The organism is Micromonospora sp. WMMD1102 (genome assembly GCF_029626265.1).
GTDB lineage: Bacteria > Actinomycetota > Actinomycetes > Mycobacteriales > Micromonosporaceae > Plantactinospora.
The window spans coordinates 1,304,340-1,329,931 of record NZ_JARUBN010000001.1 but is presented as its reverse complement, the minus strand read 5'-3'; the positions used below and the strand labels follow the sequence as shown (position 1 = coordinate 1,329,931).

The 25,592-nt window shown below is 72.4% G+C and carries 21 protein-coding genes; 6 read left to right on the top strand and 15 right to left on the bottom strand.

Features of this window, described 5'->3' with window-relative positions; translation table 11 throughout:
• Nucleotides 1-8 precede the first annotated feature (8 nt).
• The 5 genes from arfB to O7626_RS06035 all read right to left on the bottom strand — a co-directional run bounded on the left by arfB (nucleotide 9) and on the right by O7626_RS06035 (nucleotide 4,399).
• Complete coding sequence (gene arfB, locus O7626_RS06055) at nucleotides 9-434, bottom strand: alternative ribosome rescue aminoacyl-tRNA hydrolase ArfB (RefSeq protein WP_278060074.1); 426 nt, start codon at nucleotides 432-434, stop codon at nucleotides 9-11.
• A gap of 19 nt (nucleotides 435-453) precedes the next feature.
• Nucleotides 454-1,326: a trypsin-like peptidase domain-containing protein gene (locus O7626_RS06050; protein WP_278060072.1), complete on the bottom strand. Its 873-nt coding sequence runs from the start codon at nucleotides 1,324-1,326 to the stop codon at nucleotides 454-456.
• 66 nt (nucleotides 1,327-1,392) lie between these two features.
• On the bottom strand, nucleotides 1,393-2,352 hold the full coding sequence (locus O7626_RS06045; RefSeq protein ID WP_278060070.1) for a VWA domain-containing protein: 960 nt from the start codon (nucleotides 2,350-2,352) through the stop codon (nucleotides 1,393-1,395).
• Nucleotides 2,349-3,356, bottom strand: coding sequence for a DUF58 domain-containing protein (locus O7626_RS06040; protein ID WP_278060068.1), 1,008 nt, complete (start codon nucleotides 3,354-3,356; stop codon nucleotides 2,349-2,351). The genes O7626_RS06045 and O7626_RS06040 overlap by 4 nt, the downstream gene beginning before the upstream one ends.
• A complete protein-coding gene (locus O7626_RS06035; protein WP_278060066.1) occupies nucleotides 3,353-4,399 on the bottom strand; it encodes an AAA family ATPase in 1,047 nt (348 codons plus the stop codon). Before O7626_RS06035 ends, O7626_RS06040 begins: the two co-directional genes overlap by 4 nt.
• A 168-nt stretch (nucleotides 4,400-4,567) precedes the next feature.
• Between O7626_RS06035 and O7626_RS06030 the strand changes: the two genes are divergently transcribed.
• Nucleotides 4,568-5,704 (top strand): hypothetical protein, encoded by a 1,137-nt coding sequence (locus O7626_RS06030; RefSeq protein ID WP_278060064.1) that lies wholly within the window; start codon nucleotides 4,568-4,570, stop codon nucleotides 5,702-5,704.
• 165 nt (nucleotides 5,705-5,869) lie between these two features.
• Entirely contained in the window at nucleotides 5,870-6,808 is a 939-nt protein-coding gene (locus O7626_RS06025) for an endonuclease/exonuclease/phosphatase family protein (protein WP_278066069.1), read from the top strand.
• Nucleotides 6,809-6,911: 103 nt separating this feature from the next.
• On the opposite strand, the gene O7626_RS06020 is transcribed toward O7626_RS06025, so the two are convergent.
• Together O7626_RS06020 and cimA are read right to left on the bottom strand one after the other, a co-directional pair.
• Nucleotides 6,912-7,427: a hypothetical protein gene (locus O7626_RS06020; RefSeq protein WP_278060062.1), complete on the bottom strand. Its 516-nt coding sequence runs from the start codon at nucleotides 7,425-7,427 to the stop codon at nucleotides 6,912-6,914.
• A gap of 557 nt (nucleotides 7,428-7,984) precedes the next feature.
• The gene (cimA, locus tag O7626_RS06015) at nucleotides 7,985-9,574 is read right to left on the bottom strand and encodes a citramalate synthase (RefSeq protein WP_278060060.1); all 1,590 of its coding nucleotides are present in this window, start codon (nucleotides 9,572-9,574) and stop codon (nucleotides 7,985-7,987) included.
• A 405-nt stretch (nucleotides 9,575-9,979) separates the two neighbouring features.
• Between cimA and O7626_RS06010 the strand changes: the two genes are divergently transcribed.
• Nucleotides 9,980-10,453, top strand: coding sequence for a PRC-barrel domain-containing protein (locus O7626_RS06010; protein ID WP_278060058.1), 474 nt, complete (start codon nucleotides 9,980-9,982; stop codon nucleotides 10,451-10,453).
• A 186-nt stretch (nucleotides 10,454-10,639) separates the two neighbouring features.
• The gene (locus O7626_RS06005; RefSeq protein ID WP_278060056.1) at nucleotides 10,640-11,380 is read left to right on the top strand and encodes a tyrosine-protein phosphatase; all 741 of its coding nucleotides are present in this window, start codon (nucleotides 10,640-10,642) and stop codon (nucleotides 11,378-11,380) included.
• Nucleotides 11,381-11,463: 83 nt separating this feature from the next.
• Here the strand turns inward: O7626_RS06005 and O7626_RS06000 are convergent, their stop codons facing one another.
• Nucleotides 11,464-12,561: a branched-chain amino acid aminotransferase gene (locus tag O7626_RS06000; protein WP_278060054.1), complete on the bottom strand. Its 1,098-nt coding sequence runs from the start codon at nucleotides 12,559-12,561 to the stop codon at nucleotides 11,464-11,466.
• 257 nt (nucleotides 12,562-12,818) lie between these two features.
• Nucleotides 12,819-13,850 carry a 3-isopropylmalate dehydrogenase gene (locus O7626_RS05995; protein WP_278066068.1) on the bottom strand — a complete coding sequence of 344 codons (1,032 nt, stop codon included), beginning with the start codon at nucleotides 13,848-13,850 and terminating at the stop codon, nucleotides 12,819-12,821.
• 248 nt (nucleotides 13,851-14,098) lie between these two features.
• Between O7626_RS05995 and O7626_RS05990 the strand changes: the two genes are divergently transcribed.
• Together O7626_RS05990 and O7626_RS05985 are read left to right on the top strand one after the other, a co-directional pair.
• Nucleotides 14,099-14,956 (top strand): FAD:protein FMN transferase, encoded by an 858-nt coding sequence (locus tag O7626_RS05990; RefSeq protein ID WP_278066067.1) that lies wholly within the window; start codon nucleotides 14,099-14,101, stop codon nucleotides 14,954-14,956.
• A gap of 372 nt (nucleotides 14,957-15,328) precedes the next feature.
• On the top strand, nucleotides 15,329-15,682 hold the full coding sequence (locus tag O7626_RS05985; protein ID WP_278060052.1) for a hypothetical protein: 354 nt from the start codon (nucleotides 15,329-15,331) through the stop codon (nucleotides 15,680-15,682).
• Between the two features lie 58 nt (nucleotides 15,683-15,740).
• Here O7626_RS05985 and serA read toward each other — a convergent pair whose 3' ends face one another.
• The 6 genes from serA to O7626_RS05955 all read right to left on the bottom strand — a co-directional run bounded on the left by serA (nucleotide 15,741) and on the right by O7626_RS05955 (nucleotide 25,461).
• Nucleotides 15,741-17,345, bottom strand: a complete 1,605-nt coding sequence (gene serA / locus O7626_RS05980) for a phosphoglycerate dehydrogenase (protein WP_278060050.1) — start codon at nucleotides 17,343-17,345, stop codon at nucleotides 15,741-15,743.
• Nucleotides 17,346-17,588: 243 nt separating this feature from the next.
• Nucleotides 17,589-18,833, bottom strand: a complete 1,245-nt coding sequence (gene mpgS / locus O7626_RS05975; RefSeq protein ID WP_278060049.1) for a mannosyl-3-phosphoglycerate synthase — start codon at nucleotides 18,831-18,833, stop codon at nucleotides 17,589-17,591.
• Between the two features lie 296 nt (nucleotides 18,834-19,129).
• On the bottom strand, nucleotides 19,130-20,143 hold the full coding sequence (gene ilvC / locus O7626_RS05970; protein WP_278060047.1) for a ketol-acid reductoisomerase: 1,014 nt from the start codon (nucleotides 20,141-20,143) through the stop codon (nucleotides 19,130-19,132).
• 69 nt (nucleotides 20,144-20,212) lie between these two features.
• The gene (ilvN, locus tag O7626_RS05965; protein WP_101370234.1) at nucleotides 20,213-20,728 is read right to left on the bottom strand and encodes an acetolactate synthase small subunit; all 516 of its coding nucleotides are present in this window, start codon (nucleotides 20,726-20,728) and stop codon (nucleotides 20,213-20,215) included.
• A gap of 90 nt (nucleotides 20,729-20,818) precedes the next feature.
• Nucleotides 20,819-22,750 (bottom strand): acetolactate synthase large subunit, encoded by a 1,932-nt coding sequence (locus O7626_RS05960; protein ID WP_278060043.1) that lies wholly within the window; start codon nucleotides 22,748-22,750, stop codon nucleotides 20,819-20,821.
• Between the two features lie 269 nt (nucleotides 22,751-23,019).
• Nucleotides 23,020-25,461 carry an EAL domain-containing protein gene (locus O7626_RS05955; protein ID WP_278066066.1) on the bottom strand — a complete coding sequence of 814 codons (2,442 nt, stop codon included), beginning with the start codon at nucleotides 25,459-25,461 and terminating at the stop codon, nucleotides 23,020-23,022.
• Nucleotides 25,462-25,592: the final 131 nt, after the last annotated feature.

The window sequence follows — 25,592 nt, the reverse complement described above, 5'->3', positions numbered from 1 at the left end:
GGCGGACGTCAGTCCGCGTCGTCGCGGCGGCGCGACTGCTTGAGCTGGCCGCGGCGCTTCTTCTCGGCGAGCCGGCGCTCCTTGGCACCGCGACTCGGCTTCGTCGCCCGTCTCGGCGGCGGTGGCGGCGCGACCGCGTCGGCCAGCAGCGCGGCGAGCCGGGCCTGCGCGGCCTCCCGGTTGCGCAACTGGGCGCGGTGCTCCGACGCCGACACCGTCAGCACGCCGTCGACGAGCCGGCCGGCCAACCGGTCCAGCGCCCGCACCCGCAGCCGCTCCGGCAACGCCGTCGAGTTCGCCACGTCGAAGGAGAGTTCGGCCCGGGAGTCGGTGGTGTTCACGCCCTGCCCACCCGGACCGCTGGACCGGGAGAACCGCCAGGTCAGTTCCGCCTCCGGGATGACGAGGCCGGGCCGGATGGTCAGGGGTGCCATGGCGTCAACCGTACGGCCCTCAGCCGCCCTTGCCGATGATGGTGTCCGCGGTCTGCTGCACCTGCTCGATCGGGATGGCGAACCCGATCCCGATCGAGCCGCTGCCGTCGATGGTGGCGATCGCGGTGTTCACCCCGACCACCTCGCCCCGGGCGTTGACCAGTGGGCCGCCGGAGTTGCCCGGGTTGATGGAGGCGTCGGTCTGCACCGCGCTGTGCCGGTTGTCGCCCAGCTTCACCTGCCGGTCCAGCGCGCTGACGATGCCGGCGGTCACCGTGCCGGCCAGCCCCAGCGGGGAACCGACCGCGAGCACCGGTTCGCCGACCCGGGTGGCGCCCGGCCTGGCCAGCGGCAGCGCCGTCAGTCCGACCGACGGCGGCACCCGGAGTACCGCGATGTCGCTGCTGGAGTCCCGGCCGACCAGCCGGGCCGGGAACTGCCGGCCGTCCGAGGTCTCCACCATCACCGCCGCGTCCGGCTCCCCGCCGCCGCCCCGGGCCACGATGTGGTCGTTGGTGACGACGTGCTGCATGTCGTCGATGGCGAACCCGGAGCCGCTGGCCGACCTGCCGTCGCCGGCCACCGTCACCGAGACGACGCCGGGCACCACTCGGGCGGCGGCGGCCACCAGGTCGGCCGGTACGGCGGCCTGCGCCGCCCTGCCCCGCTCTCCCGGGGGCGCCTGGCTGGCCACCCAGCCGCCGGCCAGGCCGCCGGAGCCGACCGAGAGCGCGACCACCGCGAGTGCGGCGAGCAGCGCCCGGCGCCGCCGGGCATCCCGGTCGACCACCCCCGCGTCGGGTACTCCGGGAAGCCGGCGCCCGTCCGGTTCGAGTTGCGGTGAGATGAACCATGGGCCGCGGGGTTCGCCGAGCCCGGTCTGCGTTGCCATAGCTCACTCCTCGTCAGTCCACTCGTCGGATCGGGGCATGGCCGGCCACGCCGCAGGCGGTCCGGCCTACGGCAGCCGGGAGAACCAGGCCATCGAGCCGCCCGCCGCCGCCAGCGCCAGCAGCAGCCCGATGCCGATGAACCGGGCGGAGATGTCCTGCTTCTCGGTGCGGTAGCCGACCGAGGTGCCGATGTCCTCGTAGACGGCGCGCAGTTCGGCGCTGGTGCCGGCCTCGTGGTAGCCGCCCTTGGTCTGCTCGGCGACCGCCCGCAGGGTCTGGCCGTCCACCGGCACCCGGATCGGCCGCCCGCCCCGGGCCACGTAACCGGAGGCGGTGCCGAACGAGATCGTGTGCACGGGTACGCCGACCTGCACCGCCTCGTCGGCGGCGGCCATCGGATCGCGGCCGGACGTGTTCGCCCCGTCGGAGAGCAGCACGATCCGGGCCGGCGGCGGGTTCTTCGCGGCCTGCGAGTCGAAGGTCCGGATCGCCTCCAGCGAGGTGCCGATCGCCTCTCCGATGGCGGTGCCCTGCACCCCGGTACTGCCTTCGGCGAGCCGCCTGATCCCGGTGTGCAGCGCCGACCGGTCGGTGCCGGGCGGCACGAGTACCGCCGCGCTGCCGGCGAAGGCGACCAGCCCGACGTTGAACTCGTCCGGCAGCGTCTCGGCGAAGCGGTGCGCCGCCGACTTCGCCGCCGCCAGCCGGTCCGGTTCGACGTCGGTGGCGAGCATCGAGGTGGAGACGTCCACCGCGAGCATCACGGTGGCCCGTTCCCGGGGCACCCGGACCTCCGCCTCGGGTCTGGCGAAGCCGACGACGAGCAGCGCCAGCATCGCCAGGAAGAGTCCGGCCGGCAGGTGCCGGCGCCAGGACGGCCGGTCCGGTGCGACCCGGTCCAGCAGCCGCAGGTTGGTGAACCGGACCGCGTACCGGCTGCGGCGGCGTTGCAGCAGCAGATACCAGATGCCGAGCCCGACCACGCCGAGCAGCAACAGCAGCCGCTCCGGAGACTGCCAGCTCATACCGCGCCTCCCCGTACCGCTGCCGTCGGTGGGCGGCCCGCGCCGGCCAGCCGGCGCTGGCTGTGTACGTGCCGGACGACGTCCGCGACCCAGTCCCGGTCGGTACGCAGCGGCAGGTGCGCGGCACCCGAGCGGCGCAGCGCCTGCCGGACCAGTTCGCGCTGGCCGGCGGCTGCGGCGGCGTACCGCTCGCGGAGCCGCCGGTCCGCCGTGCTGACCTCGCGCCGCCGGCCCGTCTCCGGATCCACCAGCGTGATCAGCCCGACGTCCGGCAACTCCAGTTCGCGCGGGTCGACCACCTCGACCGCGAGCACCTGGTGGCGTACGCCGAGCCGGCGGACGGCCGGCTCCCAGTCCGGCGTACCGCCCTCGGTGTCCGGCAGCCCGTCGAGGAAGTCGGAGACCAGCACCGCCAGGCCCCGCCCCCGGGCGGCCCGGTGCAGTGTGGTCACCGCGTCGGCGAGCGACGGGGCCGGGCCGGAGGTGTCCCGCCGGGGTGCGGCGAGCAGCAGGTTGAGCAGGCCCAGCAGGTGTGTGCGGCCGGTCCGGGCCGGCAGCCGGCGGATTCCGGTGCCGTCGAGCAGGTGCGCACCGAGCCGGTTGCCGGTGCCGGCGGTGAGGAAGCCGACCGCCGCCGTCGCCGCCACCGCGAGTTCCCGCTTGTCCAGCTCGGCGGTGCCGAAGTCCATGCTGGGGGTGGAGTCGACGAGCAGCCAGGTGGTCAGTTCCCGGTCGGCGTCCACCTCGCGGACGTGCGGCAGGGTGGTCCGGGCGGTGACCGCCCAGTCCATCCGGCGTACCTCGTCCTCGCCGGGCCGGTATTCGCGGGCGCCGGTGAACTCGCTGCCGGGCCCCGGAAGCAGGCCGAGGTGCTGGCCGTGCAGCAGCCCGTCGAGCCGGCGGGTGACCAGCAGTTCAAGCCGGCGCAGCCGGTGCTCGGGGGCGAGCTGCCCCAGGGTCGGCTCGGTGAACCGGCCCGGTCCGGGCCCGCCGGGCCGGCTCACGCGACCGCCAGGTTGCGGCGCGCTTCCTCGCGGCTCGGCGCGATCCGGGGCGGCGGGACCGCCTCGACCAGCCGGCGTACCACGGCCTCGGCGGGCACGCCGTCGGCGACCGCGTCGAAGGAGAGCACCAGCCGGTGCGCGATCACGTCGGAGGCGAGGTCGCGTACGTCGTCCGGAAGTACGTAGTCGCGGCCCCGCAGCAGCGCCTGGGCCCGGGCGGCGGCGACCAGCCCGAGGGTGGCCCGGGGACTCGCCCCGTACGCGAGCAGTGGCGCCACCTCCGGCACCCCGAACCGGGCCGGGTCCCGGGTGGCCAGGATCAGCCGCACCACGTACTCGGCCAGGGCGTGGTGCACGAAGACCCGGGAGGCGCGGTCCTGGAGCGCGCGCAGCCGCTGCGGGTCGAGTACCGGCCGCGGGGTGGGCCGCTCCGCGCTCATCCGGTAGAGGATGGCCAGTTCGTCGGCGTCGCTCGGGTAGTCGACCAGGATCTTGAGCAGGAAGCGGTCGCGTTGTGCCTCGGGGAGTTGGTAGACCCCCTCGGACTCGATCGGGTTCTGGGTGGCCAGCACCAGGAACGGCTCCGGTACCGGATAACTGCGCCCGCCGATCGAGACCTGCCGCTCGGCCATCGCCTCCAGCAGTGCCGACTGCACCTTCGCCGGTGCCCGGTTGATCTCGTCGGCGAGTACCAGGTTCGCCATCACCGGGCCCAGTTCCACGTCGAAGCTCTCCGCCGAGGCCCGGTAGATCCGGGTGCCGACGATGTCCGAGGGCACCAGGTCCGGGGTGAACTGGATCCGGGAGAAGCGTCCGCCGACCGTCACTGCCAGGGTCTGCGCGGCCAGTGTCTTGGCCACTCCGGGTACGCCCTCCAGCAGGCAGTGCCCGTCGGCGAGCAGGGCGGTGAAGAGCCGTTCCACAAGCCTGTCCTGCCCGACGATCACCCGCTTGACCTCGAAGAGGGCCTGTTCCAGCTCGGCACCGGCGTCCGTTCCGGCCGGACTGGGGCGGGTGGCCACCGTGTCTGACATGTCCGTCACGGTGCGGGCTTCCCGAGGTCGCCAGCGGCAAACCCCCGGCCATCCGGGCGTCGGAACAAGTTCCGGCACAGGCACCACTCGTGGCACCAAATACCTCCGTCGTACCAATAAAATCATCGGTACACAAAGCCGTCAGGCGCGCCGGGACGGGACGAACGGGGAGGCACTGTGATGCTGCGACGGTGCGGGGCGATGCTGCTGGCGGCGGCCGCGGTGCTGGCGTTCGCGGCACCCGCGGCGGCGGCCCCCGACCCGGTGCCGCCGCCGAGCTACGCGGGTTTCCGGCTGGTCAAGGCGATCCCCGGGGAGCCCGGTACGCCGCGGATCACCCTGCCGGTCGGCTACGAACTCGTTGCCGGCGCCGCGACCCAGGTGGCCAGCCGGGCCGAGTTCTACTCCTTCGTCCGGGGGCCGCGCAGCGAGGCGGTCACGGTCACCGTGGACTGGCCGGGCACCTGGGTCGGTTCGGTGGTCGCCAGCGACACCCGGCCGGCGATCCGCCGGCACGCCGGTGCGCCGTACCGGATCAGTTTCACCCTGCCGGTGACCTGGTCCTCGGTGAACGCGAACCAGGCGACGGTGCAGGTCTGGAGCATGCTCAGCCCGGACACGTCGAGCGGGCTGCACTGGCGGATCGAGCACAACGACCCGGACCGGGTGGCCGGGCCGTGGACCGGGGTCGACTGGCCGGCGGCACAGGCCGGCGCGGTGATCAACTACATGATCGCCAGCGAGGCGGTGCTCCGGGACTCCGGGCTGGTCGCCGAGGCCCGGCGCAAGGGCCACTTCTTCTCGCTGATGGGCTTCGAGACCAACAACGTGCTGCACCCGGACAACCCGCCGCACTGGCATCTCGCCTACTATCCCGGCCTCACCTACTCGGCACCCCGGGCGCACGTGCCGCACTTCTGGGTCGACGCGCAGGGCCGGACCTTCTACAACGGGATGGACATCCAGGGCCAGGGCCGCTCCCGCTTCTACGCCGGCGACCCGGCACAGATCCACGACCCGGAGAACAACCTGGTGGTCACCCTCACCATCCGGGCCGACGGCGGCCTGGACGTCGACCCGCCGGCCGGGCCGCGCTACTCGATCACCGCCCCGGACGGGAACTTCGCGCACCAGGTCGACGTGTCCCGGGACGGCGTGCCGTGGCGCTCGGTGGTCAGCCGGGACCACGTGAAGATCGGCGTACTGGTCAGCCAGGTGAAGGAGCACCAGTCGGCCGGGCCGCACCGGACCACCGTCTACCAGTACGACGCGCTGACCGGGGTGCTCAACAACACCTGGCCGACCCCGAACTAGCCGCACCTCCGGCACGCGTTCTTCACCGGCCGCGCACATCGGACCGTTACCGTCCCCGGCGTGGACCTCGATCTCGCCCCGGGACAGTCGCCGCCCGACCCGGCCGACCGGACCGAGCCGCCCGGACCGGGCAGGACGCGCCGACGGACACCGGGTCGACGGGTACTGACCGGACTCTGCTGGCTGTCGCTGCTGCCCGTACTCGGCCTGCTGGCGGCACGACTGGCCGGGTTGGAGTACGGGCCGCTGGTGCAGTTGCTGGCCTTCACCCCGTACCTGCTGCCCGGCACGCTGCTTCCGCTCGGCCTGGCGCTCGCCGCCCGGCGCTGGTGGACGGTGTCCGCCGCGGCCGTCGCGGCGCTCGTCCTGGTCGTCCTGGTCGCCCCCCGCGCGCTGCCGGACCGGCAGCCGGCCGCCAACGGCACTCCGCTGCGGGTGCTGACCGCCAACCTGCTGGCCGGGGCGGGCGAGCCGGCGACGCTCGTCGCGCTGGTCCGGGACGAACGCGTCGACGTGCTCGCCGCCCAGGAGTTCACCCCGGAGGCGGAGGCTGCGCTGGACCGGCTCGGCCTGGCCGAGCTGCTGCCGCACCGGCAGGTCAACCCCGAGGTCGGCACGACCGGCTCGGCACTGTACTCCCGGCATCCGCTCCGGGACGCCGGCATCCGGCGCAACGGCGGCGGATTCTCCCAGGCGTACGCGACGGTCCAGCCGCCGGGCGGGCCGGCGGCGCTGGTGGAGTCGGTGCACCCGATGGCGCCCGCCGCGCTGGACTGGCTGGCGGACTGGCGGGCGGACCTGCGCGCCCAGCCGCCGGCCACGATGGACGGTCCACTGCGGATTCTGGCCGGGGACTTCAACGCCACCGCGGACCACGCCCCACTGCGCGACCTGCTCGACACCGGGTACGCCGACGCCGCCGACCGGGTCGGGGCCGGGCTGGTCGGCACCTGGGGTCCGTACGACGGCGACCCGATCCCGCCGGTGACCATCGACCACGTCCTGGTGGACCGGCGGATCGCCGTCGTCCGGGTGGCGGTACTGCGGCTGCCCGGCTCCGACCACCGCCCGGTACTCGCCGAACTGACCCTGCCGGCCAGTTGACCCTGCCGGCCAGCTGACCGGGCGTGGCCGGTGCCCCGATCGGACGCCGCCGGCCTCCGTGCCCGTTCGCACGGGACACGGAGGCCGGCGGACACCGGGGGGATCAGGGCAGGAACACTGCCAGGTGGAAGCTCCGGTTGGCCGGCTGGTTGGACGCGTTCCAGGTCTGCACGAACACGCCCTGGGCCAGGTTGGTCCGGCCGACCACGGAGATCAGGCCCGACGGCGAGGTGCCGATGCTGCCGGTCAACCCGATCGTGGCCACGAACGCCCCGGCGTTCACCGGCACGTTGAAGACCACCTCGTAGACGCCGAGACCCAGTGAGGTCGCCGTAACCGCCTGGCTGCCACGGATCAGCCCGCCGTTGGCGCTCACCACGGCGAAGAGCTGCGCGCTCGACGCCTGCACGGCCGCGTCACCCTTGAGCAGCGCGGCCTTGGCCAGGTCGATGGATGCCTGGGACACCGGCGGCTGCTGGACCACCTTGCCGGCGACCCGGACCGCGTCGGGGTCGGTGCGGTGGCCCGGCCCGGCGACGGCGATGCCGCCACCGGCGAGGGTCAACGCGAGCACTCCGACGGCTAGCAGGATCGTCTTACGTCCGAAGATTCTGGCCATGACGTCATCTCTTTCTTTTACCCAGGTTGGTGATGGTCTCTGGCGACTGTGGAGATGGCCGAGCTGTCGACCTGCTTTTCCGGGTACGTTTCCGCCCGTTCCCACGTACGCTTCCGCCCGCGTCCACTTACGACCGAAACAGGATGCCCGACAATTTCTGCCAACGTTCCCGAAGACGGATAACCGGACAGGTGGAGGCTGCGTCAAGTCGTTGACGCACGATTGTGTCGCTCGTTGAACGCCCGATCGACGCCGACCGGAGCCCCGCGCTCACCAGCAGATATTACTTAGAGTGGCCACTCAACAACCACGAGCGAACATAGCATTCAGCAAAGCAGCAGGTCAATAGGGGTGTCATCCGACCGGGCCGTCCACAGTGGCCTGAACTTCGACCCGTGGGCCGGTGCGCGAATTCAGAACACAAACCACTCTCAGATTTCACGTTCCACTCCCGCCTTTCGGCGCCGCACCGGCCCGAAGGCACCCGGAAATGCGACGGCCCCGCGCGGTCGTAACCGCGGCGGGGCCGTACGTCGGGGTTCGTCGGACGTCGGGGCTCAGACCTCGGCCGGAGTACGCGCCATCCCGTACGTCAACGCGTCAACGAGCGCGTGCCAACTCGCCTCCACCACGTTCGGGTGTACGCCGACAGTGGTCCAGTCCCGGCCGGCACTGTCGGCCGTCTCCACGAGTACCCGGGTGACCGCACCGGTGCCGTGGCTGCCCTCCAGGATCCGTACCTTGTAGTCGGCCAGCTCGAACCCACGCAGCTCCGGATAGTGCCGCAGCAGCGCGATCCGCAGCGCCTCGTCCAGGGCGTTGATCGGCCCGTTCCCCTCGGCGGTGGCGATCACCCGCTCGCCGCGTACCCGGAGCTTCACCGTCGCCTCCGAGACGACCGCGCCGTCCTCGCGGTGTTCGACCAGCACCCGGTACGACTCCAGTGCGAACGGCCGGGGCGCGGTCATCCCGGGCAGCTCGGCGCGGACCAGCAGTTCGAACGAGGCGTCGGCAGCCTCGAACGACCAGCCGCCGGCCTCCAGCTCCTTCACCCGCTTGGTGACCCGGGCGGCGGTGTCGGGATGGCCGGCCAGGTCCAGACCCAGCTCGCGGCTCTTCAGCTCGATGCTGGCCCGGCCGGCCATCTCCGTCACCAGGATCCGCATGTCGTTCCCCACCACGGCGGGGTCCACATGGTTGTAGAGCAGCGGATCCACTTTGATCGCACTCGCGTGCAGCCCCGCCTTGTGGGCGAAGGCGGCGGCCCCGACGTAGGCCTGGTGGGTGTCGGGGGCGATGTTGGCGATCTCGGCGATGGCGTGCGAGACGCGCACCATCTGTTCCAGGCACCCGTCCGGTAGGACCGGTAGCCCGAGCTTGAGTTGCAGGTTGCCGACCACGGCGAAGAGGTCGGCGTTGCCGGGCCGCTCGCCGTAGCCGTTGGCGGTGCCCTGGAAGTGGCGTACCCCGGCCTCGACGGCGGCGATGGTGTTCGCCACCGCGCAGCCGGTGTCGTTCTGGGTGTGGATGCCGAGCCGGGCCGGCGAGATGCCGAGCCGCTCGGTCAGCTCGCGGATCGCGGCGGTCACCTGGGAGGGCAGCATCCCGCCGTTGGTGTCGCACATCACCACGACCTCGGCCCCGGCCTCCAGCGCCGTCTCCACCACCGAGGCGGTGTAGGCCGGGTCGTACCGGAAGCCGTCGAAGAAGTGCTCGCAGTCCAGGAAGGCCCGCCGTCCCTGGGCGACGAGGTGCGCCACGCTGTCCCGGACCATCGCCAGGTTCTCGGCCGCGCTGGTCCGCAGCGCCCGCTCGACGTGCCGGATGTCGGACTTCGCGACCAGGCAGACCGCCGGGGTCTCCGCGTCCAGCAGGGCGCGCAGCTGGGGGTCGGCGTCGACGGCGACGCCGGCCTTGCGGGTGGCACCGAAGGCGACCAGGACGGCGTGCTTCAGGTCCAGCTCGGTGCGGGCCCGCCGGAAGAACTCGGTGTCCTTCGGCATCGCCCCCGGCCAACCGCCCTCGATGAAGCCGACGCCGAACTCGTCGAGCAGCCGGGCCACGGCCAGCTTGTCGACGACCGAGTAGCTGATCCCCTCCCGCTGCGCGCCGTCGCGCAGCGTCGTGTCGAACACCTGGTACGTCATCTGATCTCCTTCACCAAGGGCGCGGCCCCTGCTCCGGTGTGTGCCTCCTGGCCCGACAAACAAAATGACCCCCCGCGAATGCGGGAGGTCTGCGCGCTCGGCGGGAAGGATGCCGGCGCGCTAGCTGCCAATAATGAGTGCGGAGCAGGTCACGGAACGTATGGTGCCACGGTCGCGAGGATGTGGGAGGGAAAATCCACATCGCGGGATCCGGCCGGCCCGACCAGCGGCTTCGGGACCCGGTTGGGCAGCCGGCCGGTCGCCGCCGCGACGGTGGCTGGGACCGTGGCGGGGGATCCAACACGCTGCCGCCGGAAAAAAGCGGTGTAGGAATCCATCACCCCGGGTAGATGTGTCTCCGACAGCGGAGAACGTCGAGACAGTCGAGAAGAGGAGTGATAGCCAGTGGACAGGCTCGATCCTCAGACGACCCCGCAGCAGACGCCGGATCCTCTGATCCACGGCGGTGGTGGAGCGTTCGCGGGCGGCACGCCCGGGGGCGACTTCGACCCGTGGCGTTACCGGGACGAGGCCGGGGTGACCGGCGCCGACCTGGTGGGCTACAAGGTGGAGGCGACCGACGGCGGCATTGGCAAGATCGACAGTGCCAGCCACGAGGTGAACGCCAGCTACCTGGTGGTGGACACCGGTCCGTGGATCTTCGGCAAGAAGGTCATGTTGCCGGCCGGCGTGGTGAACCACGTCGACCACGACGACCGGAAGGTGTACGTCGACCGGAGCAAGGACCAGATCAAGGCCGCACCGGAGTTCGACGGCGCCGCACACGAGGACCCGGCCTACCGGGACAAGCTCGGTGGCTACTACGGCGGGACGTACGGCCCCTCGGGCTGGGGCATTCCGCCGGGCCGCGCCATGTGACGCGCGACCCGCAGTCGTCTGGCCGGTGGGGCTTCCGTCCCGCCGGCCAGCGGCGTCTTCCGCCGCTGGCCGGTCCGCTCGGCGCAAGGCCCTGACAGATGTCTTCGTCGAGGAGGCACCGGTCAGAGTCCGGGACGCCGGAAACCCACGGGTGCGCGCTGTCGGGTGGGCACTACGGTGGAGGACGTGGACGGATCTTCGGCGCGTACGGCGGCGGTCTTCGAAACCCTCTTCAACTTCCGGGACGTCGGCGGTGTGGCCGGACTCGACGGCCGACTCGTCCGCCGGGAGCGGCTCTACCGCTCGGACTCCCCGCACCGGATCGACGGCGTCGACCGGCAGGCGTTCCAGGCGCTCGGCATCCGCACCGTGGTCGACCTGCGCCGGCCCTCCGAGGTGCGCCAGCACGGCCGGGTGCCCGCCTACGACGGCCTGGTCTACCAGCACATCCATCCCGAGCACGCGCTCTGGGAGGCGGCCGGTTGGTCCGAGGAGGTCGGGCTCGGCCGCTGGCTGGCCGACCGGTACCACGACCTCGCCAGCACCGGCTCGGCCGGCCTGGCGGCGGCGGTCGAGGTGATCGCCGACGCCGAGGCCGCCCCGGTGCTGGTGCACTGCGTGGCCGGAAAGGACCGCACCGGCGTGGTCTGCGCGCTGGTGCTCTCGGTGCTCGGCGTCGCCGACGAGGACATCGCCGAGGACTACGCCCGGAGCACCGCCGCCTCGGCCCGGTTCAGCGAGTGGCTGGCCAGCGCCATGCCCGGCGAGCCGCCGCTGCCGGCCCCGTTCCTCGCCTCACCGGCCGAGGCGATGACGCTCTTCCTGGCCGAGCTGCGCGACCGGCACGGGTCGGTACCGGACTACCTGGTCGGCGCCGGCCTTCCCCCGGACCGGATCGACGCCCTGCGCACCCACCTGCTGCACTGAGCTGAGCGGCTCCGGGATCCTCCGACGCGGGGCGTCCCGCGCTCGTCCCGGAGCCGCCGAGGCGCACCCGTCCCCGATCCGGTTCAGCCGATCCGGTGGATCCAGCCGTTGCTGTCGCCGGCCCGGCCGCGCTGGATGTCGACAAGCTTCTGCCGCAGCCCCATGGTGACCTCGCCAGGGCTGCCGTCGGCGATCGCGAACTCCCCGTCCGGGTGGCGCACCTGGCCGATCGGGGTGATCACCGCGGCGGTGCCGCAGGCGAAGACCTCGCGCAGCCGCCCGCTGGCCGCGTCGGCCCGCCACTCGTCGAAGGCCACCGGCCGCTCCAGCACCGTACCGCCGGACTGCCGGACCAGGGTGATCAGCGAGTCGCGGGTGATGCCGCGCAGGATGGTGCCGCCGAGCGGCGGGGTGACCAGGGTGCCGTCGTCGTAGACGAAGAAGATGTTCATGCCGCCGAGCTCGTCGACGTACCGGCGCTGCACGGCGTCGAGGAAGACCACCTGCTCGCAGCCGTGCCCGCTCGCCTCGGCCTGGGCCACCAGGGAGGAGGCGTAGTTGCCGCCGAACTTCGCCTCGCCGGTGCCACCGGGCGCGGCCCGGGTGTAGGTGGGCGAGACCCAGACGTTCACCGGCTGCACCCCCCGGGCGAAGTACGAGCCGACCGGCGAGGCGATCACCAGGAAGAGGTACTCGTTGGCCGGGCGCACCCCGAGGAAGACCTCGTTGGCGAACATGAACGGCCGCAGGTAGAGGCTGCCCTCCTCCGACGTCGGCAGCCACTCCCGGTCGATCTGGACCAGGTGCCGCAACGAGTCCAGGAACACCGCCTCGGGCAGCTCCGGCATGGCCATCCGGCGGGCCGATTCGTTGAACCGGGCCGCGTTGGCGTCCGGCCGGAACATCGTGACCGAGCCGTCCGCCGCCGAGTACGCCTTGAGCCCCTCGAAGATCTCCTGGGCGTAGTGCAGCACCGCGCTCGCCGGGTCCATCGGGATCGGCGCCCTGGCCTCCACCCGGGCGTCGTACCAGCCCTTGGTCTCGGCGTACCGGATCGTGACCATGTGGTCGGTGAAGACCCGACCGAATCCCGGGTTGGCCATCAGCGCCGCGCGCTCGGCGGCGGCTACCGGCTGAGGATTCGGACGGATCTCGAAGTCGAGCTTGTCACCACCGCTCATCGTGCTGACCTCCAGAGAAGTGACCCGGCGCCCGGAGAAGGGGACGGGCCGGAACATGGGAGTTGTGTCTGAAACTTACCCGAACGGTCGTTCATCCTCGACCCTCGGTGTGGACCGGCGAGCCGCACCACCCGCGCCTTCGCCCAGATCCGGCGGCCCGCCAGGGCCACCGGAGGCGGCTCGGACGAGCGGTCGGACGGGTCGGGCGAACGCCCAGGAGGTGCTCGGCGGCGCCCGGCAGGCCGTGTGGTCGGCGCTCAGGCGGCCGCGTGGGCGGCGAGCCGGTCCCCGATGTCGGCGGTGCGCCGCGGCGAGCCGGTGCCCCGGGAGGCCAGCTCGGCGGCGACCGCCTCGGTTACTCGGCGGGCCGCGTCGGGGTGGCCGAGGTGGTCGAGGAGGAGCGCGGTGGAGAGCACCGCGGCGGCCGGGTCGGCGATCCCCTGGCCGGCAATGTCCGGCGCCGAGCCGTGCACCGGCTCGAACATTGACGGGTATGCCCGCTCGGGGTTGATGCTGCCGCTGGCGGCCAGCCCGATCCCGCCGGTGACCGCGGCGGCGATGTCGGTGAGGATGTCCCCGAAGAGGTTGTCGGTGACCACCACGTCGTAGCGCTGCGGCTGGGTGACCAGGAACATCGCGGCGGCGTCGACGTGCTGGTATTCGGTCTCGACATCCGGGTGCTCGGCGGCGACGGCGGCGAACGCCCGGGCCCAGAGCGAACCGGCGTGGGTCAGCACGTTGGTCTTGTGCACCAGGGTGACCTTGCGGCGCTCGCGGCGGCCGGCGCGGGCGAAGGCGTCCCGGATCACCCGCTCGACGCCGTGCCGGGTGTTCAGGCTCTCCTCGGTCGCGATCTCGGCCGGGCTGTCCCGGTGCAGCGTGCCGCCGGCTCCGGCGTACAGCCCCTCGGTGCCCTCCCGGACGACGACCAGGTCGATCTCGTTCGGCTTGACGCTGGCCAGCGGGCCGGTGGTGCCCGGCCAGAGCCGCGACGGCCGGAGGTTGACGTACTGGTCGAACTCGAAGCGGAGCTTGAGCAGCAGGCCGCGCTCCAGCACCCCCGGCGGGACGCTCGGGTCGCCGACCGCGCCGAGCAGGATCGCGTCGTGCCCGGCCAGCTCGGCGAGCACCGAGTCGGGCAGCACCTCGCCGGTCCGGTGGTAGCGGGCGGCACCAAGGTCGTATTCGGTGGCCTCGACCCCGGGCAGTACGGCGTCGAGGACCTTGCGGGCCTGTCCGAGCACCTCCGGCCCGATGCCGTCGCCAGCCACCACCGCGATCCGCGCCACCGCCACGTCCAGCTCCCTTGCCTCCGTCGTGTCTAGGGAACGTTAAGGGACCGTCCCGGCTCCCGGTACGCCGCTCCCAACATCTGGAAAGTCGACCGCACAGGAGCTTCTCAGCCAGTACTCATGCTCCGGCCATCTTCGCTTCCTATGGTGAGCGCGGAGAACGGTTCGCGGGCCGGGGGGAACGGGCCGCGGGCCAGGTGCAGGAGCGGATCCAGGGGGTCGACGTGCGGATCCAGGGGGCGAACATGCGGATACCGGGCAGCCGGGGCCGGGGACAGCGTAGCCGGGGCCTGCCGCCGGCGCCCGCCGTGGGCCGGGGACGGCCGGACCTGCGGCTGGGCGCCGGCCGGCGCAACGTCCGGCCCGGTGCGACCCTGGCCGACCGGGTGGTCGCCCGGCACACCGTGCAGACCTCGATCGCCGAGTACACCCTGGTGCTCAACGGCGTGGGTGCGCTCGGCTGGCGCGGGGTCGGCGACGCACTGCGGGACGCGGTCGCCGAACTGCGGGCGATCGACCTCACCTACAGCCCGGCCCGGCCGACCAGCCTGGTGTCGCGGCTGCGCCGGGGCGAGATCGCCGCCGACGCGTACCCGCCGCTGGCCGACATCGTGGCCCGGTGCGCCGCGATGCGGGCCGCCACCGACGGCTGGTTCGACGCCTGGGCGGTCCCCGGCGGCTTCGACCCCGGCGGCCTGCTGGTCGGCTGGGCGGTGGAGCGGGCCGCCGCCCGACTGCGCGCCGCCGGCATCGAGGACTACGCCGTGGTCAGCGGCGCCGACCTGGTGGTACGCGGCCACGCGCCGCACGGCGGCCCCTGGCGGATCGCGGTGCACCACCCGACCCAGGCCGACCGGCAGCCGACGATGCTGGAACTGACCTCCGGGGCCGTCGGCACCTCCGGTGTCGCCGGGCGGCGCGACCACGTGGTCGACCCGCACACCGGGCAGCCGGCCGACAAGCTGGTCGCGGCCACGGTCACCGGCCCGGACCTGACGATCGCCGACGGCTACGCCACCGCGCTGTTCGCCGCCGGCCACGCCGGCCTGGACTGGTTTCCCACCCGGGACGGCTACCGGGTCCTCTTCGCCACCTCCCGCTGAGCACCCTCCCGACAGGACACCCGCCGGGATCCGCTGGAGCGCGGTGCAACCGGCTGTCCGGCCGGGAAACGCGATCGGCCCCCGCGATCTCGGCAACGATCGCGGGGGCCGATCAGCGACGAGTGCGCGTGGCTCGCGCACACGGGGGTGCTGGCTACCCGGCCGGCGCGCGCCTCATCACCCGAAGACGAGTCCACGCCTAGGAACTCGCCGGGTATCCGCGTCAATACGCTATCGACCCGGCGCGAGTCCCCGCAAGAGCGTCCGTCCCGCGTGTCGCCGGGGTATCCGAGAAAAGGTCACCGGGTCAGTGGCACCCTGTACCCCCGTGAGTTCTGATCTGTCAACCCTGATGGGACACGGGAGCCCGGTGTGAGTTTCGATCTGATCGTCTGGGCGCTCGGGCCCGGCGCCGCCGCCGAGGACGTACGCGCGGCCCATGCCCGCTGCCGACAGGGTGCCCACCGCGAGGGAAACCCGGACCCGCGAGTCGTCGCGTTCTACCGGGCCATCACCGCCGGCTATCCCGACCGGCCGGGTCCGGACACGCCGTGGGCGGTGAGCCCGCTGCACGCCGCCGCCGACCACATCGAGATGAACCTCGACGAGTCCTGTCCGGACCAGGTGCTGCTCGACATCGAACGGCTGGCCGCGCAACACGGCCTGATGCTGCTCGACCCGCAGGACGGCTCGGTCTATCCGCCGCCGGCCCCGGTGCGCGGCTGACCCGGGCGGGGCGGCGGGCAGCGCCCCGCCCCGTCCGGGCAACCGGGTCAGATCCCGGTCACGCCTCCTCGTCGCGCAGGTCGGCGGCGCTCGCCGCGACCGCACCGATCGAGTCGGCCGCCGAGCTGAGCAGTTCCGCCGCGGTCGCCGAGTCCACGGTCAGGGTCATCAGCGCCTCGCCGCCGGCTTCCCGCCGGGCCACCTGCATCGCCGCGATGTTGACCCCGGCCTCGCCGAGGATCGACCCGATGGTGCCGACCACGCCGGGCTTGTCGACGTAGCGGAAGAAGAGCAGGATGCCGTCCGCGCCGAGCTCCAGGTCGAAACCGTCCACTTCGGTCAGCTTGAGCACGTCGCGGGTGCCGGCGTGCACGGCCGTGCCGGAGACCGAGACGGTACGCCCGTCCGGCAGCGCACCGCGCACGGTGACCAGGTTCGGGTGGTCGATGGTCTCGGCGTGCGTGGTCAGGGCGACCGTGACGCCCCGGTCGGCGGCGAGCAGCGGCGCGTTGACGTAGCTCACCTGCTCCTCGACGACCGAGGTGAACAGGCCCTTGGTGGCGGCCAGCTTCAGCACCGAGACGTCGTTGGCGGCGATCTCGCCGCGTACCTCGACGGTGACGCTGGCGGCGACCCCGCCGGCCACCGCGGTGAAGACCTTGCCGAGCTTCTCGGCGAGCGGCAGCAGCGGCCGGACGTCCTCGGCGACCACGCCGCCGGCCTGCACGTTCACCGCGTCCGGCACGAACTCGCCCTGCAGGGCCAGCTTGACGCTGCGGGCCACCGCCAGCCCCGCCTTGTCCTGCGCCTCGGCGGTGGAGGCGCCCAGGTGCGGGGTGGCCACCACGTTGTCGAAGGCGAACAGCGGCGAGGCGGTGCAGGGCTCCTTCGAGTACACGTCGATGCCGGCCCCGCCGACCCGGCCCTCGGCGATCGCGTCGGCCAGCGCCTGCTCGTCGATCAGACCGCCCCGGGCCGCGTTGACGATCCGGACGCCCGGCTTGACCAGGGCGAGTTCCTTCTCGCCGATCAGGCCGACCGTCTCCGGGGTCTTCGGCAGGTGGATCGAGATGAAGTCGCTCTCCCGGAGCAGCTCCTCCAGCCCCACCAGGCGTACGCCGAGCTGCGCCGCCCGGGCCGGCTGCACGTACGGGTCGTACGCGATCAGCCGGGTGCCGAAGGCGGCGATCCGCTGCGCGAAGAGCACCCCGATCCGGCCGAGCCCGACCACCCCGACGGTCTTGCCCTGCACCTCGACGCCGGTGTACTTGGACCGCTTCCACTCCCCCGCCTTCAGCGCCGAGCTGGCGCTGGCGGTGTTCCGGGCGACGGCCAGCAGCAGCGCGACCGCCTGCTCGGCGGCGGAGACGATGTTCGAGGTCGGCGCGTTGACCACCATCACACCCCGGGCCGTCGCGGCGGGCACCTCGACGTTGTCCAGCCCGACACCCGCCCGGGCCACCACCTTCAGCCGGGGTGCGGCGGCGATCGCCTCGGCGTCGATCTGGGTGGCGCTGCGTACGATGACCGCGTCGGCCTCGGCGAGCGCGCCGAGCAGGGCAGGACGGTCGGTGCCGTCGACGTGGCGTACGTCGAAGTCGTGCGCGAGCACGTCGATTGCGGCGGGAGCGAGCTCTTCTGCGATCAGTACGACGGGAGTCATTGGTCCTCGTATATGTCGGCCGGGCGAGGTCTGTGGCCACGTGGGCGCCGCACTGCGTCCCGCGCTTGCGCCAAAACCGGTGCTTCCCTCCGGTGCGGACGCACCTGTTCTGCCGATGGTAGGCGTCCTGCTGCGCACGGTGCGCCGCCGAACCGCGTGAGTGCCCTCACAGGCCCCACCGACCTGCGTCGGCACGCGCGTCGGCCGGATGCCAGACCGGCCGGATGCCGGATCGGCGGCGGCTCAGGCGGAGGTGAAGACCCCGGGCTCGGGCAGCGCGGGCCGGGGCCGCACCTGGCTGGCCAGCGACCGGGTGCCGAGCTGCCGGAAGGTCCCCGCCTCGGTCTCCAGTACGTCGCGCAGCAGGTCCAGGTCGAGCGAACCGACCGGCGGGTAGATCCGCTCCCGGGGCGGCTCCTCGCCCGGCGCGAGCGCCCCCTGGGCGATCATGAAGTCGAGGATCGCCTGCCGGACGGCGGGCAGCGCGACGGGTGAGTGGTAGAGCACGTTCAGCGCCTGCATCCGCATGCCCTGCACGTGGTCCTCGCCCTTGTTGTCGTGGAAGTGCGGGTTACGGGTCTCGATCTGGAGCACCGGCACGGAACTCGCCATCACGTCCGGATGCGCGGTGTCGAGTAGCCCGCCGAACTGCTCGAAGAGCTCGACGAACTCGAACGGCTCCACGGCGAAACCGCCGGCCAGCCGCATCCGCAGCCCGAGGTCGAGACTGAGCGCGTGTTCGCCGGCATTGCCGGTGGCGATCACCTCGGTGCCGAACCCGGAATACTCGGCGACCAGCCGGTTCAGGAAGTCGTTGGTGATCTCGGAACTGCGGCCGCGGCGGCTGAAGAAGAGCCGGCCGTCGCGCAGTTTCGGCTTCGAGTGCCAGGAGATCCGCACCATCGCGTACGGGTTGGCGGCCAGGTGCAGGCCGGCGGCGTAGACCTTGACGTACTCGTGCACGGCACCCGGCACGTAGTTGTCGGCGTCGATATAGCCGAGGTATTTCCGTCCGGTCAGCGCGGCGACGGCCATGCCGATCAGCATCGCCTCGCCCTTGCCGCCCCGGACCAGCCCGTCGGAGTCGATCAGCTCGGGCATCCCGGCGGCCTTGACCGCGGCGGCCAGCCCGGGATCCCGCTGGTGCACCATGATCGCCGGCCGTTCGGCCGCCCGACAGTGCTGCTCCAGGGTCTGCGCTTCCATCTCGTAGCGGTCCACCGGCTGTCGGGCGCTGTTCGAGACCAGCACGATCAGACAGTCGTGCGGAATCCCCGAGAGCACGCCTTCGATTACTCTGCGTGTTTCATTCATGCAGGGAATGACGATGACCATCTGCCGCTCGATCGCGCGCAACGCCGCATGCGGAACGATCCCCTCGCCGGTGGTCCCCGTGGCGTCTCCCGAGTCCAGCTGTATGACACGCTGGAGTTCGTGGATACGGACGGCGCCGAAACGCTCGGTGCGGTGCGATTGCTCCAGACGCATGCGGCGACAGTACCCGAGCCGACGCATTAACCGCCCGTAACCGCCGACCATTTCCTGCCGCCGCCGGCCGGGGTACCGACCGGACGTCGAATGGCAATGATCCGGTAACTCGCCGGTGGAAGATCCGGTAACGAGGAGGATCTCCAGCGGAGGAGACGACGACGCCCCGGGCCGGAGCGCGAGGCACCGGCCCGGGGCGGGAAACAGCGTCAGGCGGTCTCGGTGATCGACCGGTCGATCAAGCGGTCTCGGTGATCGACCGGTCGATCAAGCGGTCTCGGTGATCGGCCGGTCGATCAAGCGGTCTCGGTGATCGGCCGGTCGACCCAGCTCATCATGCCGCGCAGCTTCTTGCCGGTCTCCTCGATCGGGTGCGCCGCGCCCTCGGCCCGCCACTTGGTGAAGTTCGGCCGCCCCGCGTCGTCCTCGGCGATCCACTCCCGGGCGAACTCGCCGGACTGCACCTCGGCGAGGATCTTCCGCATCTCGTCCTTGACCCGGGCGTCGACCACCCGCGGGCCCCGCGAGTAGTCGCCGTACTCGGCGGTGTCGGAGACGCTGTAGCGCATCCGGGCGACGCCGCCCTCGTACATCAGGTCGACGATCAGCTTCAGCTCGTGCAGGCACTCGAAGTACGCCACCTCGGGGGCGTACCCGGCCTCGGTGAGCACCTCGAAACCGGTCTGCACCAGCGCGGAGGCGCCGCCGCAGAGCACCGCCTGCTCGCCGAAGAGGTCGGTCTCGGTCTCCTCCTTGAAGGTGGTGCGGATCGCACCGGCCCGGGTGCCACCGATCGCCTTGCAGTACGCCAGGGCGAGCGGGAAGGCGGTGCCGGTGGCGTCCTGCTCCACCGCGACCAGGCAGGGCACGCCCTTGCCGTCGACGTACTGCCGGCGGACCAGGTGACCCGGGCCCTTCGGGGCGACCATCGCCACGTCGACGTCGGCCGGCGGCGTGATGAAGCCGTACCGGATGTTCAGGCCGTGGCCGAACAGCAGCGCCTTGCCGGCGGTCAGGTGCGGCGCGATGGCGTCGGCGTAGAGCGACCGCTGCGCGGTGTCCGGCGCCAGCACCATGATCACGTCGGCCTCGGCCGACGCCTCGGCCGGGGTCAGTACCCGAAGGCCCTGCTCCTGGGCCTTGGCCCGGCTCTTCGAGCCCTCCGGCAGACCGATCACCACGTCGACGCCGGAGTCGCGCAGCGACAGCGCGTGGGCGTGGCCCTGGCTGCCGTAGCCGAGCACCGCGACCTTCTTGCTCTGGATGAGCCCCAGGTCGGCGTCGTCGTCGTAGAACACCTCAGCGGTCATGACTTTCCTCTCCTGCGGCGCGACCCGGCCGGGCCCGCCGTTGCCAATCGTTGTGCGGGAACGCCGTGCTCAGGCGGCCCGCAGCGCGGAACCGGTGGTGATCGAACGGGAGCCCCGCCCGATGGCCACCAGGCCCGACTGCACCATTTCCTTGATTCCGAACGGTTCGAGATCGCGCAGCAGCGCGTCCAGCTTGTCAGCGGTGCCGGTCGCCTCGATCGTGAGGGTGTCCGGCGCGACGTCCACCACCCTGGCCCGGAACAGGTTCACCGTCTCCAGCACCTGGGCCCGCTGCGAGCGGTCGGCCCGGACCTTGACCAGGACCAGCTCCCGGGCCACCGAGACGCCCGGATCCAGCTCCACGATCTTGAGTACGTTCACCAGCTTGTTGAGCTGCTTGGTGACCTGCTCCAGCGGCGAGGTCTCGGCGTTGACCACGATCGTGATCCGGGAGACGTCCGGGTTCTCCGTCTCGCCGACGGCCAGCGAGTCGATGTTGAAGCCCCGCCGGGAGAAGAGCCCGCTCACCCGGGCCAGGACACCGGGCTTGTTCTCCACGAGAACGGACAGCGTGTGCTTGCTCATGCCGGCACTCCACTTCGCTCCGTGCCGCCATGAGGCACAACCGCACTGAGTTGACTGATTCGCTCACTACGCTCGCTCATCTTCCCCGCCTCACAGGTCGTCGTCGTCGAAGGCGGGGCGGACCCCACGGGCGAACATGATCTCGTCGTTGCTGGTCCCGGCGGGCACCATCGGCCAGACCATCGCGTCCTTGCCGACCACGAAGTCGACGACCACCGGCACGTCGTTGATCTCCATCGCGGCCTTGATGGTCTTGTCCACGTCGGCCTTGCTCTCGCAGCGCAGCCCGACGCAGCCCAGCGCCTCGGCCAGCTTCACGAAATCCGGGATGCGGTGCTTGTGGGTGCCCAGCTCGGTGTTGGAGTAGCGCTCGCCGTAGAAGAGCGTCTGCCACTGCCGGACCATGCCCAGGTTGCCGTTGTTGATCACGGCGATCTTGACCGGGATCCCCTCCAGGGCGCAGGTCGCCAGCTCCTGGTTGGTCATCTGGAAGCAGCCGTCGCCGTCGATCCCCCAGACCACCGTGTCCGGCTTGCCGACCTTGGCGCCCATCGCCGCCGGCACCGCGTACCCCATGGTGCCGAGGCCACCGGAGTTCAGCCAGGTGTACGGCTTCTCGTACGAGACGAACTGCGCCGCCCACATCTGGTGCTGCCCCACCCCGGCCACGTAGACCGCCTCCGGGCCGGCGATCGCGCCCAGCCGCTCGATCACGTACTGCGGGGCCAGGGTGCCGTCGGTCGGCTCGTCGTAGCCGAGCGGGTAACGGTCGCGCAGGTCGTCGAGCTGCGCCCACCACTCGGTCCGGTCGACCGGTGTGGTCTGCCCGGCGGCCGCCGCCCGGACCGCCTCGATCAACTCGTCGATGACGTACTTCGCGTCGCCGACGATCGGCACGTCGGCGGCACGGTTCTTGCCGATCTCCGCCGGGTCGATGTCGGCGTGCACGATCGCCGCCCCGGGGGCGAACGAGTCCAGCTTGCCGGTGACCCGGTCGTCGAACCTGGCCCCCAGCGCCACGATCAGGTCGGACTTCTGCAACGCGTAGACGGCGGCGACCGTACCGTGCATGCCCGGCATGCCCAGCTGCTGCTGGTGCGAGTCCGGGAAGGCGCCCCGGGCCATCAGCGTGGTCACCACCGGAATGCCGGTCAGCTCGGCCAGCCGGAGCAGCCCCTCGGTGGCACCGGCCTTGAGCACCCCGCCGCCGACGTAGAGCACCGGGCGGCGGGCCGTGGTCATCAGCCGGGCCGCCTCGCGGATCTGCTTGCCGTGCGGGTGCAGGGTGGGCCGGTAGCCCGGCAGGTCCAGGGTGGGTGGCCAGGAGAAGGTGGTCTGCGCCTGGAGGACGTCCTTGGGGATGTCGACGAGCACCGGGCCGGGCCGGCCGGTGGCGGCCAGGTGGAACGCCTCGGCCAGGATCCGCGGGATCTCCTCGGCGGTCTGGATCAGGTAGTTGTGCTTGGTGATCGGCAGGGTGATGCCCTGGATGTCCGCCTCCTGGAAGGCGTCGGTGCCGATCGCCGGCTTGGCCACCTGACCGGTGATCGCCACCATCGGCACCGAGTCCATGTAGGCGTCCGCGATCGGGGTGACGAGGTTGGTCGCGCCGGGCCCCGAGGTGGCGACGCAGACCCCGACCCGGCCGGTGGCCTGGGCGTACCCGGTGGCGGCGTGCCCGGCGCCCTGCTCGTGCCGGACCAGGATGTGCCGGACGGTCGAGTCGTAGAGCGGGTCGTACGCCGGCAGGATCGCCCCGCCCGGGATGCCGAACGCGACCTCGACGCCGAGCGCCTCCAGCGACTTCACCAGCGAACCGGCCCCGGAGACCTGTACCGGCGCCACCACCTGGCCACCGGCCGGCCGGGCCGGCTCGGCGAGCGGACCGGGCTGCTCGCCGGCTGGCTGGGCTCCCGGGCGGAGTCGGCGGGGGAACTGGTCCGCGGGGCTGTTGGCCCCCTCGGCGGCGGGGCGGTGCCGGCGCGCGCTGTTGGCCAGCGTCTCGGGCGTGGGTCTCGTCATGGCTATTCAGGCCTTCGCTCGGAGCAGTTGATCTGTCGAGGTGTGCGGGACGGTGCGGACGGGCCGCCCCGGCCGGACGTCGTGCCGGGCGGGGACCGATCCGCACGAACCGGCAGGGACCGGTACGCCGACGACGGTGACCGCCCTGCCAACACGGATACGTGGCCAATAAAAACGGCCCTCGTGCTGATGCACGGGGCCTGCGCACTCTCGGGGGTCGAGAGTGCGCTCAGATAAGTACTCGGAAGGACCTGGTCGCAGACATGCGGCTAAGCCTGACGCATCTCACGCGATGAGTCAACTGATCCCGCATTTTGGGCACTGTCGGTTTTCTGGTCCGTCGACGCCTCGGCCGGCCGGCGCTGCCGGGGCGCACTCCGGCCGCCGCCACTGCCGCCGCTGTTGCCACTGCCGCCGCTGTTGCCGCCGCCGGGGCTGCCGAGGCTGCCTTGGCTTCCGGGACTTCCGGGACTTCCGGGGCTGCCGGCGGCGGCCGGGTTGCCGGTGGTTCGGGAGGCGGACCTGCCCCGGCTGCCGGCCGGCGGGCGGGACTCCGCACCGCTTCCCTCCGGCGGGCTGGCCGCCTCCAGCATCGCCTCCAGGTGCTCGGCCGGCACCCCCCAGCCGAAGAGCTGGCCCTGCCCGAACCGGCAGCCCGCCTCCACCACGGCGGCGAGTTCGGTCGGGTTCGTCACCCCCTCGGCGATCACCTCCAGCCCCAGCTGGTGGCCGAGCCGCATCACCACGTCCACCATCGGGGCGAAGGCGCGGCCCTGCGGCGGCCGGACCGGCTCGGGGCCGGCGACCAGACTGTGATCGATCTTGAGGATGTCGATCGGCAGCCGGCGGAGCTGGCCCAGCGAGGAGTAGCCGGCGCCGAAGTCGTCCAGCGCGATGCGTACCCCGGTCAGCCGGAGCGCCCGCAGCCGGCGGATCAGCTCGTCCAGGTCGGTCGCCACGGCGTGCTCGGTCACCTCCAGCACCAGCCGCTGCGGCGGCACCCGGTGCGCGCGCAGCGCCTCGGTGACCTGGCCGACGTACTCCGGGGCGTGCAGCTCCCGGGGCGAGACGTTCACCGAGACCCAGACGTCGTGCCCGGCGGCCAGCCAGAGGGAGAGCTGGTGGCAGGCCCGGTGCAGCACCCAGACGCCGAGCTTGGCGATCATCCCGCACTCCTCGGCGAGCGGGATGAACTCGTCCGGGCCGACGTTGCCCAGCTCGGGGTGGTGCCACCGGAGCAGCGCCTCCGCGCCGACCGGCCGGACCGACGGGACCGCCACCACCGGCTGGAAGGCGAGGTGCAGCTCGTCCCGCTCGATCGCCCCGCGCAGCTCGTGCTCCAGGGTGGTGCGCCGGCGCAGCAGGTTGTCGTAGGCGGCGTCGTACCGCTCGATCCGGTTCTTGCCGCGCTGCTTGGCGTAGCGCAGGGCCAGGTCGGCGTTGCGCAGCAGCGTCTCCACGTCGCCCGCGTCGGCGCTGTCCGCCACGCCGATGCTCACCGAGAGGAAGACCGACCCCGCCTCGTGCCGGTACGCCGAACCGACCACCCCGAGCAGCCGCTGGGCGATCCGCTGCGCCTCGGCGGGCCGGGCCCGCATCAGTACGGCGAACTCGTCGCCGCCGAGCCGCGCGGCCAGGTCGCCGGGGCGCAGGTTGGTCTTCAGCCGCCGGCCGACCTCGATCAGCACCGCGTCGCCGACGTCGTGCCCGCGCATGTCGTTGACGTTCTTGAAGCCGTCCAGGTCGAGCCCGAGCAGCACCCAGGGGGTCTCCGGGTCGGCCTGCTGCTGCACCGCCCGGAGCAGCCCGCGGCGGTTGGCCAGCCCGGTCAGCGGGTCGGTGTGCGCCAGCTCCCGGAAGTGCGCCTCCCGCTCGGCCAGCCGAGCCGCATAGGCCCGTACGTCGCCGAGCGCGAGGTACTGCCGGGCGACCAGGCCGAAGCCCTCGACGATGCCGGCCACCACCGCGAAGATCCGGAAGTCGCCGCCGACGAGCAGGTGGTAGACGGCGGAGACGGCCATCGCCACCATCGGCAGCACGGCGTAGGTGCCGCGCCGGATGACGTCGCCGTCCGGCCCGTTGGCCGGGCCGGGCGCCCGGCCGCCCAGCGCGACCGTCAGCAGGCCGACCGGCAGCAGCAGCGCGCCGACCAGCGCGACCAGCGGGCCGGCCTGGCAGATGCCGGCGGAGATGACCAGCCCGGACCCGGTCACCAGGTTGACCCCGACACCGGCCAGCAGCAGTCCGCGCCGGGGCGCCCGGGCCCGGGCCCGGGCCCCGACGATGAAGGTCACCCCGACCGCCACCGCCGCCGTGACGGTGGTCACCAGGATGGCCAGGCAGCCGTTCGGGGTGAGGTCGCCGAGCACCCGGGTCGGCTCGGCGAGCAGCACCCAGCCGACGAACCAGAGCGCCGCCCCGATCACCAGCCCGTCCAGGACCAGCCGGAGCGCGGCGGCACCGGTCTCGGCGACGCCCGGCAGCCGGAGCAGGCCGGCGCAGAGCAGCGCGCCGCTGACCGCCATCCCGACCGCGATCGCGGTGGCCAGGCCGATCCGCTGGGCCTGCTCGTGCTGCCAGTGCTCGACCATGGTGGCCAGGGCGAACAGCCCGAGTCCGGCGCTGGCCGCCGCGAGCGCGCCGCCGACGGCCAGCAGCCAGTGCCCGACCCGGCGGGCACCGCTGTGCCGGTGCGCCGACAGCGCCAGCATGACCGGCCCGCAGCAGGAGGCGAGGCCGGTCGCGACGGCGAGAACCGGCGTACCGGAGGCGAGTTGCACGGAATCACTCTGCCGGATCGACCGCACTCCATGGGGTAGCCCGCGCCGGTTCCTCGATCAGA